Source organism: Thioreductor micantisoli, from assembly GCF_055392745.1.
On record NZ_AP043760.1, the window covers coordinates 220,998 to 239,323 of the forward strand.

The following is an 18,326-nucleotide window of genomic DNA, read 5'->3' on the forward strand; positions in this document are numbered from 1 at the left end:
AAGTTTATGAAAGGTAAAATTTTACAAATTTTAGGACCTGTTATTGATGTAGAATTTGAAGGACAAATTCCAGCAATCAATGATGCCCTAACAATTACAGCTATAATTAATGGTACAGAAAAAACTATTGTTTTGGAAGTTGCAGCTCAAATTGGTGATAATGTAGTAAGAACAATTGCAATGGACCAAACTGATGGTTTAGTAAGAAATATGCCAGTTGTTGCAACTGGTGGACCTATCAAAGTTCCAGTTGGTGAAGAAGTTCTTGGAAGAATTTTTGAAGTAACAGGGAAAGCTATTGATGGTGGAGCACCTATTAGCGATAATGCACCAAGATGGTCAATTCACAGAGATGCACCAGCTTTTAGTGAACAATCAACAAAAACAGAAATGTTTGAAACTGGTATTAAAGTTGTTGACTTGTTAGCACCATATTCAAAAGGTGGTAAAACTGGTCTATTTGGTGGGGCTGGTGTTGGTAAAACAGTTATTATTATGGAACTTATTCATAATGTTGCTTTCAAACATAGTGGATATTCAGTATTCGCGGGTGTTGGTGAAAGAACAAGAGAAGGTAATGACCTTTATAATGAAATGAAAGAATCAGGAGTACTTGATAAAGTTGCACTTTGTTATGGACAAATGAATGAATCACCAGGATGTAGAAATAGAGTTGCTTTGACTGGTCTTACAATGGCAGAATATTTCAGAGATGAAATGGGACTTGATGTTTTAATGTTTATTGATAATATCTTTAGATTTGCACAAGCTGGTTCTGAAATGTCAGCACTTTTAGGAAGAATTCCAAGTGCAGTGGGATATCAACCAACATTAGCAACAGAAATGGGAAGACTTCAAGAAAGAATTACATCAACTAAAAAAGGTTCAATTACTTCAATCCAAGCGGTATATGTTCCTGCGGATGACTTAACTGATCCAGCGCCTGCAAGTGTATTTGCTCACTTAGATGCAACAACAGTTCTTAACAGAAAAATCGCGGAAAAAGGTATTTATCCTGCAGTTGATCCATTAGATTCATCTTCAAGAATTCTTGATCCACAAATTTTAGGTGAAGAACATTATAATATAGCAAGAGGTGTTCAACAAACTCTTCAAAAATACAAAGATTTACAAGACATTATTGCAATTCTTGGTATGGATGAACTTAGTGAAGAAGATAAAGTTGTTGTTGAAAGAGCAAGAAAAATCGAAAGATTCTTATCTCAACCATTCTTTGTTGCAAAAGTATTTACTGGAGCTGATGGTAGATATGTGGAACTTAAAGATACAATTGCTGGATTCAAAGGTATTCTTGAAGGTAAATATGACCATCTTCCAGAAAAAGCATTTTATATGGTAGGTGATATTAACGAAGCTTTAGAAAAAGCAGAAAAAATGAAAAATAAATAAGGTGTTACTATGAAACTTGAAATCGTAGCTCCGTCAGGAAGAATTTTTGAAGGTGAAGTAAATTCAGTTACTTTACCTGGTAGTGATGGGGAAATGGGTGTTCTTGATGGTCACTCTTCTTTAGTTACTACTTTAAAAGCAGGAGTTATTGATATAAAAAAAGATTCTGGTGAAGAACTTGTAGATGTTAACTGGGGTTATGCTGATGTTAGCAATAAATCTGTAAATATTGTAGTTGATGAAGCTATTCCATTAGCAGCGTCAGAAGGACATGATATTGCAGATAATGTTGCTAAAGCTAAAAAACTTATGGCTGATTTCAGTGATTCAGCTCAAACATTAGCTTATGCACAAGGGAAAATCGAAAGTGTTGCCAGAAATCTTATCTAAATATCAATATTTAGCAAATCCGATTACATTAACAGTAATTGGATGGTTGCTTTTATATCTATTCTTAGTATTTTTTGTGTTCTTTTATAGATTATTTTCTTTAAATAGTTGGATAAAAAAAGAAAATGATAGTTTAAATACCTTAATTATGGGTGGAAATATTTCTAGTAATTCATCTTTAAATAGTTGCATACAAAGAAGTAATTCTAAAAAAGCTCATATATTAAATGCTTGTATTGAAGCATCTATAAAAGAGGGTAAAAAAGGTCTTTCATTTTTAGCAATTGTTTCATCAACTGCACCTTTTATAGGTCTGTTTGGAACAGTTGTTTCTATATTGGTTGCTTTTGGGCATATGGGAAATAATACTTCTTTATCATTAGTAGCTCCTGCTATTAGTGAGGCGTTAATTGCAACAGCGGTTGGTATTTTGGTTGCAATCCCTGCTTATTCATTTCATCAAATTTTAGTAAGTAGATTTGATGATTTAATATCTACTCTTAAAATGCAAAGGGATTTGATTACAACAGATGATTAAAAAACCTGATTTAAATATTACTCCATTTGTGGATATTATGCTTGTTTTACTTGCCATTTTGATGGTGAGTGTAACATCAACCACTTTCGAAGAAAAACAAGTCCAATTACCAGAAGGTAGCAAAACTCATTTATCCCAAAAAAAAGCTACAATTAATATTGTAATAAAAAAAGATGGAGAAGTTTTGGTTAATTCACAAGCATATAAACTTAAAAATTTTTTAGAGAACTTTAATTTACAATTTGGACAATATGATAAAAATTCTTTGGTTTATATTGCTGCTGATAAAAATATAAAATATGAACTTTTTATGAAAATTTATTCTGATGTAGTAAAAACAGGATTTACACAAATAGGATTACTTACTAAATGAGATTATTGCTTTCATTTTTGCTTTCATTATTTATTTATATTTTTTTAATTGGATTATTTATTTATTTTATGATTTCTACGAATAAACCCCAACAAATTGAACAAGTTTATATTCATCAAGCTATTATTAAAGATAATAAAAAACAAAATGTATCTAAAATAACAAAGTCTATAAAACCTGTAAAAAAAGAAGTAAAAAAAACAATAAAGAAAAAATCTATAAAAAAAACAGAAGATACTTTTTCAAAAGGTGGAAAAGATATAAAATTTGATGATATTTTTGCAAATACACCTGATAATATACCAACTAAAAAAATAGAGCATAAAAAACAAGAAAATATGACAAAAAAAAGAGGTCATACAAATTTTAGTAAATTGGTAAAAAAAGAACTTTCTAAATTAAGCTCAAGTGTAGCAGTTGTCTCAAACTCAGATAAAAAAAGTAGTAAGTATATTTCAAATGAATTTGGAAAAGTGTGGGCTAAAATTGATACACAAGATGGAAATTTTGTAACTTTAAGAGTAGATGTAGTAAATGGAAAACTAAATGTAGTTATAATCTCTACAAATTTAGATACAATTTTACTAAATAAATTTTTAAATAAATTAAAAAATATTGATATATCAAAAATTAAAGATTTTCATGGTAAAATCACATTTAATACTAAACTAAAAGGAAACTAGATGCGAATATTATTTCTATTAGTAGCATTTTTATATTTAAATGCAAGTGAGCTTCAGATAACAAAATATATAACAAATCAAAAACCAAAAATTTATGTGGAGTATGTGAATAGTAATCCAAAACTTATTCATATGTTGAAAATAGATACAACTATTATTTCTCATTATGATATGAAAATAGGAGAAAAAACTAAAAATTTAACAAATATAAATATTACAAAATATAAAGGTTATAATTATCTTTTAAGAATTGATTACCAAAATAAAACCTTAACAGCACTTTTATATAATTTAGTTAATAAAAAAACAGAATTATATAAAAGATACAAAATTCCAAATTTTAATTCATATCCTTTTATGATACATGCTTTGAGTTATGATATAAATTCTAAACTTGGATTTGAACCAATTTCTTGGATTAAGAAAAAAATAGTTTACTCTGTTAATATAGCTCCAAAAGAAAATGATATTTTTATAACTGATATTACACTTACATATAGAAAAAGATTAATCGCAGGAGGATTTAATATATTTCCCAAATGGGCAAACAAATCTCAAACAGAAATTTATTATACTAAATATTTAAGAGCTCCAACGCTTTTTAAATATAACATATATACAGGTAAAAAAACAAGAATTATGTCAAGCAATGGAATGCTTATAGTCTCTGATGTTGACTTTGATAATCATAAACTTTTACTTACATTAGCTCCAAATGATCAGCCAGATATTTATGAATATGATTCAAATTCTAGAGCGTTAAAAAAGCTTACTGATTATACAGGTATAGATGTAAATGGTCAGTTTTATGGAGATGATAATATATTGTTTATTTCAAATAGATTAGGAAATCCTAATGTTTATCAAAAAAATTTAGATAATGGTATTGTAAAAAAAGTCATATATTATTCTAAAAATCAAATTTCATTAGCTGCACATAATGATAATATCGTTATTAGCTCAAGAGAAACTAATAATGCATTTGGTAATAATACTTTTAATCTTTTACTCATCAATAAAAATAGTGATAGTGTAAAAAGACTAACTTTTGGTGGACAAAATATGCTACCTGTTTTTTCAAATGATGGAAGCACTCTGTTTTTTATAAAAGAGTATAATTTTAATTCAAAAATAGGTATTATTAGATTAAAAGAGAATAAAATTTTTTATTTTAGATTAAGTAAGATTATTCAATCATTTGATTGCTAATTGATAAAAAATTTTGATATAATATTCAGTATTAAATTTAAGGAGAAAAATATGAAGAAGAAATTATTGATAGGAGCTGCTTTATTAGCAATTCTTACAGGATGTGGACAACAACCAGAACTTAATGTAAATGCAGATCAAAATAACACAGCTCAGTCTCAACCTGTGCAAAATCAAGTAGAACAAAACAAACAAGCAACAGAAGAAGATTTAACAGATACAACAGCTGTAAATGTTACTGATGAAAGTAATGGTATAAGTAAAAATCAACAAGTAGCAGCAATTTTAAGTAAAAATGCAGTTCATTTTGATTTTGATAAATATAATATAAAAGCTGATCAAATGCCGATCGTAAAAGCAGTTGCCAATACTTTAAAAGATATAAAAAGTAACTATACTGTGAGAATAGAAGGTAATTGTGATGAGTGGGGAAGTGATGAATATAATTATGCCTTAGGTTTAAAAAGAGCAAAAGCAGTAAAAAGTGCTTTAGTTGATTTAGGTGTGGATGTGAATAAACTTACAATCATTAGTTATGGTAAAAGTAATCCTGTGTGTTCTGCTCACAATAAAGAATGTTGGGCAAAAAATAGAAGAGATAACTTTACTTTATTACCATAATAAAATATGAAAAAACTTACAATATTATTTTTATTAATTGCTTATTCAAATGCGGATGTTTCTGCATTTGAAGCTGGTAATTTAGACTCTTCAAATCCTTATGGACTTACACAAGATGAAAAATATATTTTACAAAATAAAAAAGAAATTTCTACATTAAAATCAATTATAAAATCTCAAACTAAAATTATAAATTTTCAAGAAAAAGATATTGATAATTTAAAAACTAAACTTTTTGAATATACACAAAAATTTGATAATTTAACACAAAAAATAGATGGTATTACTACTATTTTACCATCTTTTGCCCAGACGAGTGCAGAAGTTGATATGTTAAAAAAAGAAATTAATACAACTGATAGTAATGTTTCGGATTTAACTAATAATTTAAATGAGTTAAAATTAGTAGTTTCTCAAAATCAAGAAATGGATAAAAACAATACTCAAAAAATCATTAATTTAATAGAGAATATTGCTAAAAGGTTGGATCAACAATCTTCAAAAGTAAAGAAAGTAAATAATAATAATTTTAAAAGGTGGTCATTAAATAAAGTTTTTAGTTCAGCATTAAATGATTATAGAAAAAATAGATTTTCAATTGCATATGATAAATTTTATTATTTATATCAAAAGAAATATAGATTATCTGAAACTCTGTTTTATTTAGGAGAGATTAATTATAAAAAAGCACATTATAAAAGTGCATTAACTTTCTATAAAAAATCAATTTCTTATATGAAAAAAACAACATATTTTACAGATGATTTACTTTATCATACTGGATATGCTTTTGAAAAACTTAAAAGTTATGATGCTGCTAAAAAAAGTTATTTAAAACTTATAAATGATTTTCCAAACTCAACACTCACAAAGTATGCAAAAAAAAGAGTTCAAAGTTTGGAGAAAATCAAATAACTTGTTATAATAAAAATTAATAAAAATTAAAGGATAAATATGAGTAATAAAGTCTATTCAGCAGAATATACAGTTAAGAATGAAAATGGTGAAGTAGTTGATACAAATGTAGGGGGAGAAGCATTAGAATTTATTTCTGGTAAAAATCAAATGATTCCTGGATTTGAAAAAGCAGTAGCTAATATGAAAGTTAATGAAGAAAAAACTTTAACTATCCCTAGTGCGGAAAGTTATGGAGAATATAGAGAAGATTTAACTCAAGTTGTTCCAATAGAACAATTCGAAGGGATTGAACTTAAAAATGGAATGACTCTTTATGGACAAGGACCTGATGGTCAAACAGTTGCTGTAACTGTTAAAGATTTTGATGATAAAAATGCTACAATTGATTATAATCATCCATTAGCTGGGCAAGATTTAACATTTACTATTAAATTATTAAATGAAAGAGATGCAACTGCTGATGAAGTTTTAGCAGGATGTGTTGGTGGTGCATGTGCAACTGAAGGTCAAGGTGAAGGTTGTGGATGTGGAACTGGATGTGGTTGCCACTAATTAACTAAACTTCTTTTTTCCCCTTTTTTTGGGAAATAATTTTCTACTTACTAATTTTTGAAACACTGACCTAAAACACTCAACAATAATACAAATTTTTAACATTCCAAAAAGCTAAAAAGTGTCAACGCAAGCGCCCTTTGGGTTTGAAGCACACTTTTTTTAACGCTTTTTTCCATTAAAATTTGTAGTTGTTTTGTTTATTTAGTCAGTGTCTTTTTTTTAAGTATCTAACAAATATTTTTAAATTTTGCTATAATTAAAATAAAAAAGGATAATTATGAAATTAGGATTTTTATTCCCAGGACAAGGTAGTCAATTTGTTGGAATGGCAAAAGATCTTTATGATAATTCAGATAAAGCAAAAGAGATGTTTAAGATAGCAAGTGATGCAATTGGTACTGATTTTACAAAATTAATGTTTGAAGAAAATGATAAACTTGGAGAAACTGAATATACACAACCTGCAATTTTACTCTATTCTGCTATTGCTTACGAACTTTTTGGTAAAAAAGAGGATTATACTTATGCCTTAGGTCATTCACTTGGAGAATTTACTGCACTTTACGCGGCTGGGGCATTAGAACTTGGTGATGCTATTAAGTTAGTTCATACAAGAGGGAAACTTATGAAAGAAGCTTTCAAAGAGACAGAAGGTTCTATGATGGTAGTTTTGGGACTTGACGATGAAACTATTGAAAATATCTGCAAAACAGAGAATAAAAGAGTATGGCCTGCAAACTATAATAGTGATGGACAATTAGTTTTAGCTGGGGCTAAAGAAGATTTAGCTGTTATGGAAGCAACTTTCAAAGATGCTGGAGCAAAAAGAGTTATGCTATTAAATATGAGTGTTGCGAGTCATTGTCCTATGCTTGAAAGTGCAGTTGAGCCACTTAAAGAGCTTTTAGAAAAATATTTAAAAGATGAATTTAAACCAGTTGTAAGCAATGTAACAGCAAAACCTTATACTACAAAAAAAGAGGCTATAGAGTTATTAGCAAATCAACTTACAAAACCAGTTTTATACAAACAATCAATCAAAAATATCGAAGAAGATGTAGATATGTTTATTGAATTTGGTGGAAAAGTTTTAATGGGAATCAACAGAAAAGTTACAAAAGTTAAAACTCAGCCAGTTACAGATATGAAAACATTAGAAAAAGCAAATAATTTATGAAAATAGAAGTTTTTCAAACAGCACCAAAACTAAGTAGAGCAAATTTAGAAGAGGTTATTGAACAAATTGAAGCAAGTGAGGCTGATTTAGTTTTATTTCCTGAACTTGCACTAAACGGATATAAAATAAAAGATGCTTTACTTGAAGATGCTTTTGAGATAGATGAATTAATTGATATTAAAAATTTAAGTTTAAATAAAGATATTTGTGTAGGTGTTGCTCTGAGAGTTGGGTATAAAATTTATAATGCAAGTATCTATTTTAGCAAAGGTGAAGCAATAATCTATAAAAAACAGCATCTTCCAACTTATGGAGTTTTTGAAGAAGCTAGATTCTTTTTTGCTGGAGATGAAAGTTTCTTGTTTGAAACAAAATTTGGAAAAACTACAATGTTTATTTGTGAAGATATGTTTAGTGGAGATACTCTAAATTTCCTTTCAAAAGAAAAACCTGATTTAGTTTTAGTTTTAGCTGCTTCTCCTGCAAGAGAATTTCAAAATAATTCTCTTTTGATTCAAGATAATTGGTATTCTATTTTGAAAACTTCATCTATTTTAAGTGGTGCTTATACTATTTTTAGCAATAGAGTAGGGTTCGAAGATGGACTTGGATTTTGGGGTGGAAGTGCTATAATTAATCCAAAAGGTGAAATCGAAAAAAGTGCAGAATTATTTGAAATAGATAAAATTGAAACTAAAATGAATAAAAAACTATCAACTACACAAAAATATTATTTAAGGAAAAATGAATGAGAATTGGAATTATGGGGGCTATGAGAGAAGAGATTGATCCTATTTTAGAGTTAGTAACTGAAATAGAAACAGAAATAGATTATGCAAATAATATCTATTATAAAGCAAAATATAATAATTATGAATTGATTATAGCTTATTCAAAAATAGGGAAAGTAAATTCAGCTTTAACTGCTGCTACTATGATAGAAAAATTTAATATTGATTTAATGTTTTTTAGTGGGGTTGCTGGTGCAATTAATGAAAATCTAAAAATTGGAGATTTAATTATTGCTACAAAACTATGTCAACACGATTTGGATATTACAGCGTTTGGTCATCCGTATGGATATGTCCCTGAGAGTAAAGTTTTTGTAGAGAGTGATGAAAGATTAAATAATATTGCTAAAAAAGTAGCTAAAAAACTTAATTTAAAACTTTTAGAGGGGATTATCGCAACAGGTGATCAGTTTATTGCAGATAATGAAAAAAAAGAGTGGATTAGAAAAACTTTTGATGCTGATGCTTTGGAAATGGAAGGAGCGAGTGTTGGTTTTGTATGTGATGCTTTAAATATCCCATTTTTTATCTTAAGAGCGATTAGCGATAGTGCCGATATGGACGCTGGATTTGATTTTGATAAATTTTTAGAAGGTAGTGCGAAAAATAGTGCTAAATTTTTGATTGAAATGTTAGAGGAACTAAAATGAAAAAAGTTTTAATTCCTTTTATTGGGCTTTTAGTCTTAATTGTATTAACTCCTTTTATTTTAGCTAAACTTATGAATTCTAATATTGATAAAAAGATTTCTCTTTTGCAAAAGCAAGGTTATCAAATAAAAGAAGTTAAAAAAGATATTGGATATTTATCTACAAAAAGAGAATTTTTAGTAACAATAAATGATAAACTTAAAAAGAGATATCATATTGATGATGTTGAAGCAGATGTAATTTTAACTTTCAAAAACCTACCAGTAACGACTGCGAATTTTGATGTAGAATATAAGAAACTAAAACTATTTAATCAAACAATTTTAAGTGGCTATAAATTTCATCTAAAAACAAAAGATTTAAAACATTTTACATTAGTGGGTGATGATTATAAAAAAGATGGATTAAATATTGTAGGATTAAATGGAAATGTAATTATAGATAAATTTATTACAAAAAATATAAATGTTAAAAACATTACTTATAAAGATAATTTAAAAATAGATAATTTAAAATTAAATTTTACTCTAAAAAGTTATAATCCTATTGATTTTGAGGGTGAATATAATTTAACAAAGTTTAAGCTTAAATATCAAAATATTGAAATAAAAGCTGAGAATGCAGGGGAAAAATTTAAAAATTCATTTTTTAAAGAGTATAAATTTATTGATAAATTTAATGCCGATAAATTTGGAATTTTAATTGATAAAAACAAATATGCAGTTGCGAAATGGAATGGTGATTTTAATGCAAGTTATGATAAAAATTTCACAAGATTCAATATAGATACAAATTTTGCTTTTGAACAAAGTGAATATCAAAATAAAATTTTAGGTGGTGCTGAATTTAATATTACTTCAAAAATAAAACGACCTGCAGATATTTTTGCCGATGTAACTATTAGAGTGGATAAAGATTTATTTGAAAGTATTACAAGTGATTTGAATCCAGCCGTTGTGAAAAAATATTTCAAAAACTATAAAACTCATTTTATTTTCAATAATGGAGAAATGAAACCTTATGAAAATTGAATATAGTAAAAAAATCTTAAAATATGTGGGTCGTGCGAATGGAGAGTATAAACTTTTTGGCGAAGGTGATAAAGTTTTAGTAGGGCTTAGCGGTGGAAAAGATAGTTATGTATTAATTCATATTTTAAATAGAATCAAACAAATTGCTCCTTTTGACTTTAAATTAACTGCCATTACGATTGATTCAATGACTGGGATTGATTATTCTGCCGTGGCTGAGCATTGCGAAAAGCACGGAATAGAGCATATTTGGTATAAAACTCCAATAATGGAAATTATGGAAGAGAATAAAAGAAAAAATTCATCGGCTTGTGGATTTTGTGCAAGAATGAGAAGAGGAAGTATCTATTCGAAGGCGATTGAGCTTGGATATAATAAAATTGCTTTGGGACACCATTTTGATGACGCGGTCGAGACATTTTTTATGGGAATGTTTTATAATGGAATGATGAGGTCGATGCCTCCAAAATATAAAGCTTATAATGGAATTGAAGTTATTAGACCTCTGATTCGTGTTCGTGAAAAACAGATTTTAGGAATGTTGGCTAAGAATGATTTTCCAATAATCGATGGGGAAGAAAGTTGTTTAGCATTTAAAGAGGGTGGAGAAAAACAACCTTATGTAAGAGAGCAAACAAGAGAATTTCTAAAAGAGTTAGAAGAGAAATATGATAGGCTTTATGTAAGTTTTGAAGCTGCATTTAAAAATCTATATCCCCAAACTTTTTTAGATAGTAAATTTTTAGAGGATTAGAAAATGAAAAAAAGAGTATTAGTAGGAATTAGTGGGGGAGTGGATAGCGCGGTAACTGTATATTTATTGCAAAAACGTGGGTTTGAAGTAATTGGACTTTATCTCAAGATGCATGAAGATGTTCCACACGATGAAAATTTATCAAAAATAGAAAAATTAGCAAAACTGTTTAATATTAAATATTTCGTAGAGGATATAACTGAAAGTTTTAAAAGAAAAGTTTATGATTATTTTGTAGAAAGTTACAAAAATGGGCTTACTCCAAATCCTTGTGCGATGTGTAATCGTGAAATAAAATTTGGTGAATTTATCCCTTTTATGGAGAAATATAAGTGTGAATATCTCGCAACTGGACATTATGTAAGATGTGACGGAGAATTTTTGTATAAAGCAAAAGATATTACGAAAGATCAAAGTTATTTTATGTTTGGAATTAAAAAAGAGATTTTAAAAAAGGCAATTTTTCCACTTGGAGATTGGACAAAAGAAGAGATAAAAGAAAAAGCCAAAGAAATTGGACTTGAAGTTTTAGCAAGTGCAAGAGAAAGTCAAGATATCTGTTTTATTCCTACAAATTATATAGATGTTTTAAGTAGTGAATTTAATACGAAATTAAATGGAAAAATTGTAAATACAAAAAGACAAATAATTGGTAATCACAAAGGCTATATGCACTATACGATTGGTCAGAGAAAAGGATTTACCCTTTTTAAATCTCATATACCTCAATATGTAATCGGAATAGATGCTGATAAAAATCAGATAATTGTAGGAGATAAACGACAATTAGAAAAAAATATGATATTTTTGAAGCAGTGTAATATGTTTATAGATGATAAAAATTTTGAATGTGAAGTGAAAGTAAGATATCGAAGTGATGCTGTAAAAGCAAAAGTTAAAATGGATGGAAGTAAAGCGACAGTTTTTTTAGAAAATTCTGTTAGTGGAGTAGCAAAAGGTCAAGCGTGCGTATTTTATCAAGGCGATAAATTAGTTGGCGGTGGCTGGATAAGAGGAGCAAAAAATGATTGAAATTGAAGAATATATAAAATTAGGTGAATTTAATAGATTAGAGTTTTATAAAGAGGTGGATTTCGGTATTTATCTAAGAAGTCAAGAAGAAGAAGATGAGGTTTTATTACCGTTAAGATATGTGCCAGCGGGTATTCAAATGGGTGATACGATAGATGTATTTGTGTATAGCGATAGTGAAGATAGATATGTTGCAACTACTGAGAAGCCTTATAGAAAATTAGGAGAATTTGGAAATTTTGAAGTAGTGGATACTTCTAAATTTGGTGCATTTGTGGACTGGGGACTTATGAAAAATCTTTTTGTGCCACTTTCTACTCAAAAAAGAAATCTTGAAAAAGGCGATTTTGTAATAGGAAAAATCAAATATGATGAAAAAACTGATAGACTTTATTTAGATGCAAAAATTGGTAGAAACATAGAACCAGCTGAAGATTTAAAAGAGAATTATGAAGTTGAAATCTTAGTTTTAGCAAAAACTCCACTTGGATTTAAAGTTATTGTAAATGACAAATTTGAGGGTATGATTTATGAAAATGAAATTTTTGAAAAAGTAAGAGTGGGGGATAGAAGAAAAGCATTTGTGAAATTAAATAGAGAAGATGGGAAGCTTGACCTGTCACTTACTCCAATAGGTCAAAGTAGAGATGCGGCTTATGATAAAGTTTTGTCTATTTTAGAAGAGCAAAAAGAGTTGCCACTAAATACAAAAAGTGATGCTGATGACATTAAAAAATTAGTAGGAGTTAGTAAAAAAGCTTTCAAATCAGTTGTAAATAGACTAAAAAGTGAAGAAAAAATAGAAGTAAATGAAGAGGTGATTAGACTAAAATAAAAGGAGTTTGCTTTGTTATGCCCTTGTGGAAGTGGAAAAAAATATAAAAAGTGTTGTCAACCTTTTCATAAAGAAAAAGCAAAACCAAAAACTGCACTTGAACTTATGAAAAGTAGGTACTCTGCTTATGCAAAAGGAGAAGTAAAATATATTATTAAAACTACTGCAAAAGAGTTTCAAAAAGAACTAAATGAAAATGAAATAAAACTATTTTGTCAAAGTAACTTCAAAAAACTTGAAATTGTTGAATTTAGTGAAAATATTGTTGAATTTAAAGCTTATATTGATGATTATATTTTGCACGAAAAAAGTGAATTTATAAAAGAAAATTTTGAATGGAAATATTTAAAAGAGTGTGAAGATATTGTCGTGAAATCTATTGATGAATATGCTTCACTTAAAGAAACTAAATATCTTTTAAGTACTAAAACAAATACTAAACATCTACAAGAATCTATAAAAGAGCTTAGAGAAGGTAGAATTATAGAGAAAAATATAAAAAAATCAATCAACTTATAAAAGATATAAAAAGAGATCCGTTTGATGGTATAGGCAAACCAGAACCTTTAAAACATGAATTAAATGGACTTTGGTCTCGAAGAATCACAGATGAACATAGACTTGTTTATGAAGTTTCTGAAAACTCTATATCTATTGTAGCTTGTAGATTCCATTATTAACGATTATATTTTGCATGAAAAAAGTGAATTTATAAAAGAAGATTTTGAATGGAAATATTTAAAAGGAAAGATCTATGGATAAACCAGAAAAAATAACAAAAGATATAATAAGATTGCCAATTTATTCACTTTTATTATTTGCAGTAATTTTAGGTATAAGTTTAGCTTTTCTTGTTAGTGAAGTAAAAGAAAAAGAGATAAACGAATATAAAACTATACTTTTATATTCTAAAAAAGAGTTAGCCAAAGCAGAAGTAGAAAATACAATCTCTGAAATAAATAATGATTATAAACAATTATTAAATAAAGAAAAAAATTATATAAAACATAGAGTCTATGAAGCAGATAATATTATAAAAAGAGTTATTTCAAACAATCCAAATATATCTAAAAAAACTCTTAAAAATATAATTATTCAAACACTTAGTGCTATTCGATTCAAAGGTGGAGATGGTTATTATTTTGTCTATAATTATGGTACAAATAAAATGTTAGTACATCCAGTAAAACGCCTATTAGGTAAGAATATGATAAATTTTAGAGATGCAAAAGGAACATATCTTACAAAAGAGTATAAAAAAATAATTGACAAAAACAAAGAAGATTTTGTAAATATTTATTTTGTAAAACCAACAGATATAAAAAAAGAGTATAAAAAAACTGTATTTATAAAATATATACCGGAATTTAATTGGGTAGTAGGAACAGGATTTTATATCGAGGATGCATTAAAAGAGTTTCAAAAAGAGATGTTAAATGAAATAGGTCATAAAAGATATGGGAAAAATCAATATTTTTTTGTAGTAAATTCTAAAGATTGTACTATATTAGTAAATTCATATTTACCCAAAGATGTTGGAAAAAATGGATGTAAATTTAAAGATATAAAAGGATTTTATTTTATAAAAAAATTTCGAGAAATTGCTTTAAATGGTGGAGGGTTTGTTAGTTATTATTGAAAAAATCCAGCAAATAATAAAGTAGAAAAAAAAGTATCTTATATTGGATATTATCCAAAATTTAAATGGATTATAGGAACAGGAGTTTATTTAAGTGAGATAAATAAAATTATAGATAAACAAAAAGAAGAAATAGAAAAAGAAACTGTAATGCTTTATTTTATATTTTTTGGTGTTTTATTTTTAGTTTTAAGTATTGTATTATTTTTTGCATACAGATTATCAAAAAAAGTAAGAAAAACTTTTGATATTTATAGAAATGATTTGGAAAATAGAATCGATAAAGCAGTAAAAGAGTCTATAAAAAAAGATAAAATGCTTCAAGAACAAGCAAAACTTGCTCAAATGGGTGAAATGATAGGAATGATTGCTCATCAATGGAGACAGCCTCTAAATGCTATAGCTCTTAATTTTCAAGCTCTACCAGAGTTATTTGAGTGTTGTGAAGAAAATGAAGAGTGTGAAGAGTTTATCAAAAACAATATGAAAACTATTAAATTTATGTCGAATACTATAGATGATTTTAGAAACTTTTTTAAAAGTGATAAAGAAGAAGAAAAATTTAGTATAAAAGAAGAATTAGATAAAGTTCGTAGTTTAGTTTCTGCACAGCTTAAAACGCATAATATAGATTTAGAAATTTTAGGCGAAGATTTTGAAGTTTTTGGTTATAAAAATCAATTTGCACAAGTGATTTTGAATTTAATAACAAATTCAAAAGATGCAATTTTAGAAAACAAAATAAAAGAAGGTAAAATAACTATTATTCTAGATAAAAATAATAAAAAATTATATATTAAAGATAATGGTGGTGGAATAAAAACAAAAGATATAAATAAAATTTTTGAGCCATATTTCTCTACAAAAGGTGTACAAGGTACTGGAATTGGACTATATATGTCAAAAATGATACTCAATAATATGCAAGCAGATATGCAAGTAAGAAATATCGAAAATGGAGCTGAATTTATCATCGACTTTTCTCCCAAAATTTAGGGGGGGGGGGTGAAATAAACAATCTAAAAGATTTATAGATTTATAGATTTAATTGATTTAGTGGTTATATTTGAGTATAATTTCATTTATAAAATAAGTTGTAGAAAATAAAAAGGGAAACTATATTGAAAGGAATAATATTAGCAGGAGGAAGTGGTACAAGGCTTTGGCCAATAAGTAGAACTTTAATGCCTAAACAATTTGTTAAATTATTTGATAATAAATCTCTTTTTCAACTTACAGTAGAGAGGAATTCAGAAATATGTGAAAGTCAATTAATAGTTACAAATGTAGAGCAATATTTTCTTGCTATGGATCAACTTGAAGAATTAAAAAAAACTAATAATAAATATTTATTAGAACCAGTTGGAAGAAATACTGCTCCTGCTATAGCTTTAGCATGTTTAGCTTTAGATAAAGAAGAGATAGTATTAGTTACTCCATCAGATCATTTAATAAAAAACGAAATAGAATATCAAAAAGTTATTGAAAAAGCTAAAGAGTTGGCAAGTCAAGATAATTTAGTAACTTTTGGAATTAAGCCAACTTTTGCAGAAACAGGATTTGGATATATAGAAGTTAATGGACAATTGAAAATGGAGAATGGAGAATTAAATGGATTGAATGTTATAAGATTTCATGAAAAACCAAATATCCAAACTGCTAAAACTTATTTTGAAACTAATTCTCAATTTTCAAGTGTCAATTCTCAATTTTTTCTATGGAATAGTGGAATGTTTATGTTTAAAGCAGGAGTGTTTTTAGAAGAACTTCAAAAATATTCAAAAGAAATTTATGATGAATGTATTAAGGCATATAAAAATTCTTCTCATGATAATAATTTAATTAGAATAAAATATGAAGATATGCTAAAAATACCTGATAATTCAATTGATTATGCTGTAATGGAAAAATCAAAAAAAGTAAAAGTAGTTCCAAGTGATATAGATTGGAGTGATGTAGGAAGTTTTGATTCATTTTATAATGAATTAGAAAAAGATGAAAATGGAAACAGTAAAAATTCAAATCATATTGATATTAATAGCAAAAATAATTTAATTTATGGAAATAAAAGAAGAATAGCAACGATAGATATTGAAGATTTAATAATAGTTGATACTCCAGATGCACTTTTAATTTCAAAAAAAGGTTCTTCTCAAAAAGTGAAAAAAGTAGTAAAAAAACTAAAAGAAGAAAACAGTGAACTTAATAATATTCATCTAACAGGATATAGACCTTGGGGAACTTATACAATTTTAGAAGATAGCAAAGGTTATAAAATAAAAAGAATAGAAGTAAAACCAGGTAAAAGATTAAGCCTTCAAAAACACTTCCATAGAAATGAACATTGGATAATGGTAAGTGGTACTGCAACAGTAACAGTTGGAGATGAAACAAAACTTATAAGACCAAATGAATCAACATATATAAAAATGGGTGAAATTCATAGACTTTCAAATGAAGGAAAAATTCCAGTAGTACTGATAGAAGCACAAGTTGGTGAATATACTGGTGAAGATGATATTATTAGACTTGATGATGATTATAAAAGAGGAGAAAATAGATAAAATGGCTGAAAAAAAAGTAGCACTTATTACAGGAGTAACAGGACAAGATGGAAGTTATTTAGCAGAATTTTTACTTAAAAAAGGTTATATTGTTCATGGTATCAAAAGAAGAAGTTCTTTGTTTAATACAGATAGAATAGATCATCTTTATCAAGACCCTCATGTAGAAAATAGAAATTTCGTTCTTCATTATGGAGATATGACTGATTCTATGAATTTAACTAGAATTATTCAAGAAACTAAGCCAGATGAGATTTATAATTTGGCAGCTATGAGTCATGTAGCAGTATCATTTGAAACACCAGAATATGTTGTAAATGCAGATGGTACAGGAACTCTTCGTTTACTTGAAGCAGTAAGACTTTTAGGATTAGAGAAAAAAACAAAAGTTTATCAAGCATCTACAAGTGAGCTTTATGGTAAAGTACAAGAAACTCCTCAAAGTGAAAAAACACCATTTTATCCAAGAAGTCCATATGCAGTAGCAAAAATGTATGCTTATTGGATAACAGTAAATTATAGAGAAGCTTATGGTATGTTTGCTTGTAATGGAATATTGTTTAATCATGAATCACCAGTGAGAGGGGAAACATTTGTAACTAGGAAAATCACAAGAGCAGCATCTAAAATAGCTCTGGGACTTCAAGATAAATTATATCTAGGAAATCTTGATGCAAAAAGAGATTGGGGACATGCGAAAGATTATGTAAGAATGATGTGGATGATTCTTCAAGCTGATGAGCCAGAAGACTGGGTAATTGCTACAGGTAAAACTACAGCAGTTCGTGACTTTGTAAAATTTGCTTTTGGATATGTTGGTATAAAGCTTCGATTTGGGGGTGAAGGTATAGATGAAAAAGGTGTCATTGATTCTTTTGATGAAGAAAAAGTAAAAAAACATAATCTTGATCTTTCTCATTTAAATATTGGTCAAGAAGTAGTAGCAGTAGATCCAAGATATTTTAGACCTACAGAAGTTGATTTGCTTTTAGGAGATCCTTCAAAAGCAGAACAAAAATTAGGATGGAATAGAGAATATAATCTTCAGGATCTTGTACATGATATGATGGAATCAGATCTTAAACTTATGATAAAAGATGTTTACCTAAAAGAAGGTGGATATAAAATTATGAGTTATTTTGAGTAAAAGAGTATG

Annotated in this window: 20 protein-coding genes and 2 pseudogenes; all 22 read left to right on the forward strand. The window is 27.6% G+C overall.

The window, feature by feature from the left end; all coding sequences use genetic code 11:
* The first annotated feature begins 6 nt into the window (after nt 1–6).
* The gene (gene atpD, locus ACZ5OA_RS01255) at nt 7–1,410 is read left to right on the forward strand and encodes a F0F1 ATP synthase subunit beta (protein WP_464907717.1); all 1,404 of its coding nucleotides are present in this window, start codon (nt 7–9) and stop codon (nt 1,408–1,410) included.
* Nucleotides 1,411–1,419: 9 nt separating this feature from the next.
* On the forward strand, nt 1,420–1,800 hold the full coding sequence (atpC, locus tag ACZ5OA_RS01260; RefSeq protein ID WP_464907718.1) for an ATP synthase F1 subunit epsilon: 381 nt from the start codon (nt 1,420–1,422) through the stop codon (nt 1,798–1,800).
* The gene (locus ACZ5OA_RS01265; protein ID WP_464907719.1) at nt 1,778–2,338 is read left to right on the forward strand and encodes a MotA/TolQ/ExbB proton channel family protein; all 561 of its coding nucleotides are present in this window, start codon (nt 1,778–1,780) and stop codon (nt 2,336–2,338) included. Before atpC ends, ACZ5OA_RS01265 begins: the two co-directional genes overlap by 23 nt.
* The gene (locus tag ACZ5OA_RS01270; protein ID WP_464907720.1) at nt 2,331–2,711 is read left to right on the forward strand and encodes an ExbD/TolR family protein; all 381 of its coding nucleotides are present in this window, start codon (nt 2,331–2,333) and stop codon (nt 2,709–2,711) included. Before ACZ5OA_RS01265 ends, ACZ5OA_RS01270 begins: the two co-directional genes overlap by 8 nt.
* Entirely contained in the window at nt 2,708–3,394 is a 687-nt protein-coding gene (locus ACZ5OA_RS01275) for a hypothetical protein (RefSeq protein WP_464907721.1), read from the forward strand. The genes ACZ5OA_RS01270 and ACZ5OA_RS01275 overlap by 4 nt, the downstream gene beginning before the upstream one ends.
* Nucleotides 3,395–4,603 carry a Tol-Pal system protein TolB gene (gene tolB, locus ACZ5OA_RS01280; protein WP_464907722.1) on the forward strand — a complete coding sequence of 403 codons (1,209 nt, stop codon included), beginning with the start codon at nt 3,395–3,397 and terminating at the stop codon, nt 4,601–4,603.
* A gap of 51 nt (nt 4,604–4,654) precedes the next feature.
* Nucleotides 4,655–5,224: an OmpA family protein gene (locus ACZ5OA_RS01285; RefSeq protein WP_464907723.1), complete on the forward strand. Its 570-nt coding sequence runs from the start codon at nt 4,655–4,657 to the stop codon at nt 5,222–5,224.
* Between the two features lie 6 nt (nt 5,225–5,230).
* Nucleotides 5,231–6,139, forward strand: coding sequence for a tetratricopeptide repeat protein (locus ACZ5OA_RS01290; protein WP_464907724.1), 909 nt, complete (start codon nt 5,231–5,233; stop codon nt 6,137–6,139).
* A gap of 39 nt (nt 6,140–6,178) precedes the next feature.
* On the forward strand, nt 6,179–6,694 hold the full coding sequence (locus ACZ5OA_RS01295; RefSeq protein WP_464907725.1) for an FKBP-type peptidyl-prolyl cis-trans isomerase: 516 nt from the start codon (nt 6,179–6,181) through the stop codon (nt 6,692–6,694).
* A gap of 277 nt (nt 6,695–6,971) precedes the next feature.
* Nucleotides 6,972–7,874: an ACP S-malonyltransferase gene (gene fabD / locus ACZ5OA_RS01300; RefSeq protein ID WP_464908306.1), complete on the forward strand. Its 903-nt coding sequence runs from the start codon at nt 6,972–6,974 to the stop codon at nt 7,872–7,874.
* Nucleotides 7,871–8,626: a nitrilase-related carbon-nitrogen hydrolase gene (locus ACZ5OA_RS01305; protein ID WP_464907726.1), complete on the forward strand. Its 756-nt coding sequence runs from the start codon at nt 7,871–7,873 to the stop codon at nt 8,624–8,626. The genes fabD and ACZ5OA_RS01305 overlap by 4 nt, the downstream gene beginning before the upstream one ends.
* Nucleotides 8,623–9,315, forward strand: coding sequence for a 5'-methylthioadenosine/adenosylhomocysteine nucleosidase (locus ACZ5OA_RS01310; RefSeq protein ID WP_464907727.1), 693 nt, complete (start codon nt 8,623–8,625; stop codon nt 9,313–9,315). The genes ACZ5OA_RS01305 and ACZ5OA_RS01310 overlap by 4 nt, the downstream gene beginning before the upstream one ends.
* Nucleotides 9,312–10,346, forward strand: coding sequence for a hypothetical protein (locus ACZ5OA_RS01315; protein ID WP_464907728.1), 1,035 nt, complete (start codon nt 9,312–9,314; stop codon nt 10,344–10,346). Before ACZ5OA_RS01310 ends, ACZ5OA_RS01315 begins: the two co-directional genes overlap by 4 nt.
* Nucleotides 10,336–11,100, forward strand: coding sequence for a tRNA 2-thiocytidine biosynthesis TtcA family protein (locus ACZ5OA_RS01320; protein WP_464907729.1), 765 nt, complete (start codon nt 10,336–10,338; stop codon nt 11,098–11,100). Before ACZ5OA_RS01315 ends, ACZ5OA_RS01320 begins: the two co-directional genes overlap by 11 nt.
* A 3-nt stretch (nt 11,101–11,103) precedes the next feature.
* Entirely contained in the window at nt 11,104–12,132 is a 1,029-nt protein-coding gene (gene mnmA / locus ACZ5OA_RS01325; RefSeq protein WP_464907730.1) for a tRNA 2-thiouridine(34) synthase MnmA, read from the forward strand.
* The gene (locus tag ACZ5OA_RS01330) at nt 12,125–12,967 is read left to right on the forward strand and encodes a CvfB family protein (RefSeq protein ID WP_464907731.1); all 843 of its coding nucleotides are present in this window, start codon (nt 12,125–12,127) and stop codon (nt 12,965–12,967) included. The genes mnmA and ACZ5OA_RS01330 overlap by 8 nt, the downstream gene beginning before the upstream one ends.
* Nucleotides 12,968–12,979: 12 nt before the next feature.
* The gene (locus tag ACZ5OA_RS01335) at nt 12,980–13,486 is read left to right on the forward strand and encodes a YchJ family metal-binding protein (protein WP_464907732.1); all 507 of its coding nucleotides are present in this window, start codon (nt 12,980–12,982) and stop codon (nt 13,484–13,486) included.
* Nucleotides 13,465–13,647: pseudogene (locus ACZ5OA_RS01340) on the forward strand (Txe/YoeB family addiction module toxin); the annotation flags it as partial. The gene ACZ5OA_RS01335 and the pseudogene ACZ5OA_RS01340, both read left to right, overlap by 22 nt.
* 74 nt (nt 13,648–13,721) lie before the next feature.
* Nucleotides 13,722–14,717 (forward strand): annotated as a pseudogene (locus tag ACZ5OA_RS01345) (cache domain-containing protein); the annotation flags it as partial.
* Between the two features lie 39 nt (nt 14,718–14,756).
* A complete protein-coding gene (locus tag ACZ5OA_RS01350) occupies nt 14,757–15,602 on the forward strand; it encodes a sensor histidine kinase (RefSeq protein WP_464908307.1) in 846 nt (281 codons plus the stop codon).
* Between the two features lie 125 nt (nt 15,603–15,727).
* Nucleotides 15,728–17,170 carry a mannose-1-phosphate guanylyltransferase/mannose-6-phosphate isomerase gene (locus ACZ5OA_RS01355; protein ID WP_464907733.1) on the forward strand — a complete coding sequence of 481 codons (1,443 nt, stop codon included), beginning with the start codon at nt 15,728–15,730 and terminating at the stop codon, nt 17,168–17,170.
* 1 nt (nt 17,171) lies between these two features.
* Nucleotides 17,172–18,317 (forward strand): GDP-mannose 4,6-dehydratase, encoded by a 1,146-nt coding sequence (gmd, locus tag ACZ5OA_RS01360; RefSeq protein ID WP_464907734.1) that lies wholly within the window; start codon nt 17,172–17,174, stop codon nt 18,315–18,317.
* The last annotated feature ends 9 nt before the right edge of the window (nt 18,318–18,326 follow it).

Excerpts from the sequence above, each read along its gene's own strand:
- atpD (WP_464907717.1), top strand. The coding sequence starts at position 7 with ATGAAAGGTAAAATTTTACAAATTTTAGGACCTGTTATTGATGTAGAA.
- ACZ5OA_RS01295 (WP_464907725.1), top strand. The coding sequence starts at position 6,179 with ATGAGTAATAAAGTCTATTCAGCAGAATATACAGTTAAGAATGAAAAT.
- ACZ5OA_RS01275 (WP_464907721.1), top strand. The coding sequence starts at position 2,708 with ATGAGATTATTGCTTTCATTTTTGCTTTCATTATTTATTTATATTTTT.
- ACZ5OA_RS01315 (WP_464907728.1), top strand. The coding sequence starts at position 9,312 with ATGAAAAAAGTTTTAATTCCTTTTATTGGGCTTTTAGTCTTAATTGTA.
- ACZ5OA_RS01290 (WP_464907724.1), top strand. The coding sequence starts at position 5,231 with ATGAAAAAACTTACAATATTATTTTTATTAATTGCTTATTCAAATGCG.
- atpC (WP_464907718.1), top strand. The coding sequence starts at position 1,420 with ATGAAACTTGAAATCGTAGCTCCGTCAGGAAGAATTTTTGAAGGTGAA.
- gmd (WP_464907734.1), top strand. The coding sequence starts at position 17,172 with ATGGCTGAAAAAAAAGTAGCACTTATTACAGGAGTAACAGGACAAGAT.
- ACZ5OA_RS01330 (WP_464907731.1), top strand. The coding sequence starts at position 12,125 with ATGATTGAAATTGAAGAATATATAAAATTAGGTGAATTTAATAGATTA.
- ACZ5OA_RS01310 (WP_464907727.1), top strand. The coding sequence starts at position 8,623 with ATGAGAATTGGAATTATGGGGGCTATGAGAGAAGAGATTGATCCTATT.
- ACZ5OA_RS01305 (WP_464907726.1), top strand. The coding sequence starts at position 7,871 with ATGAAAATAGAAGTTTTTCAAACAGCACCAAAACTAAGTAGAGCAAAT.
- tolB (WP_464907722.1), top strand. The coding sequence starts at position 3,395 with ATGCGAATATTATTTCTATTAGTAGCATTTTTATATTTAAATGCAAGT.
- ACZ5OA_RS01285 (WP_464907723.1), top strand. The coding sequence starts at position 4,655 with ATGAAGAAGAAATTATTGATAGGAGCTGCTTTATTAGCAATTCTTACA.
- ACZ5OA_RS01350 (WP_464908307.1), top strand. The coding sequence starts at position 14,757 with ATGCTTTATTTTATATTTTTTGGTGTTTTATTTTTAGTTTTAAGTATT.
- mnmA (WP_464907730.1), top strand. The coding sequence starts at position 11,104 with ATGAAAAAAAGAGTATTAGTAGGAATTAGTGGGGGAGTGGATAGCGCG.
- ACZ5OA_RS01270 (WP_464907720.1), top strand. The coding sequence starts at position 2,331 with ATGATTAAAAAACCTGATTTAAATATTACTCCATTTGTGGATATTATG.
- ACZ5OA_RS01320 (WP_464907729.1), top strand. The coding sequence starts at position 10,336 with ATGAAAATTGAATATAGTAAAAAAATCTTAAAATATGTGGGTCGTGCG.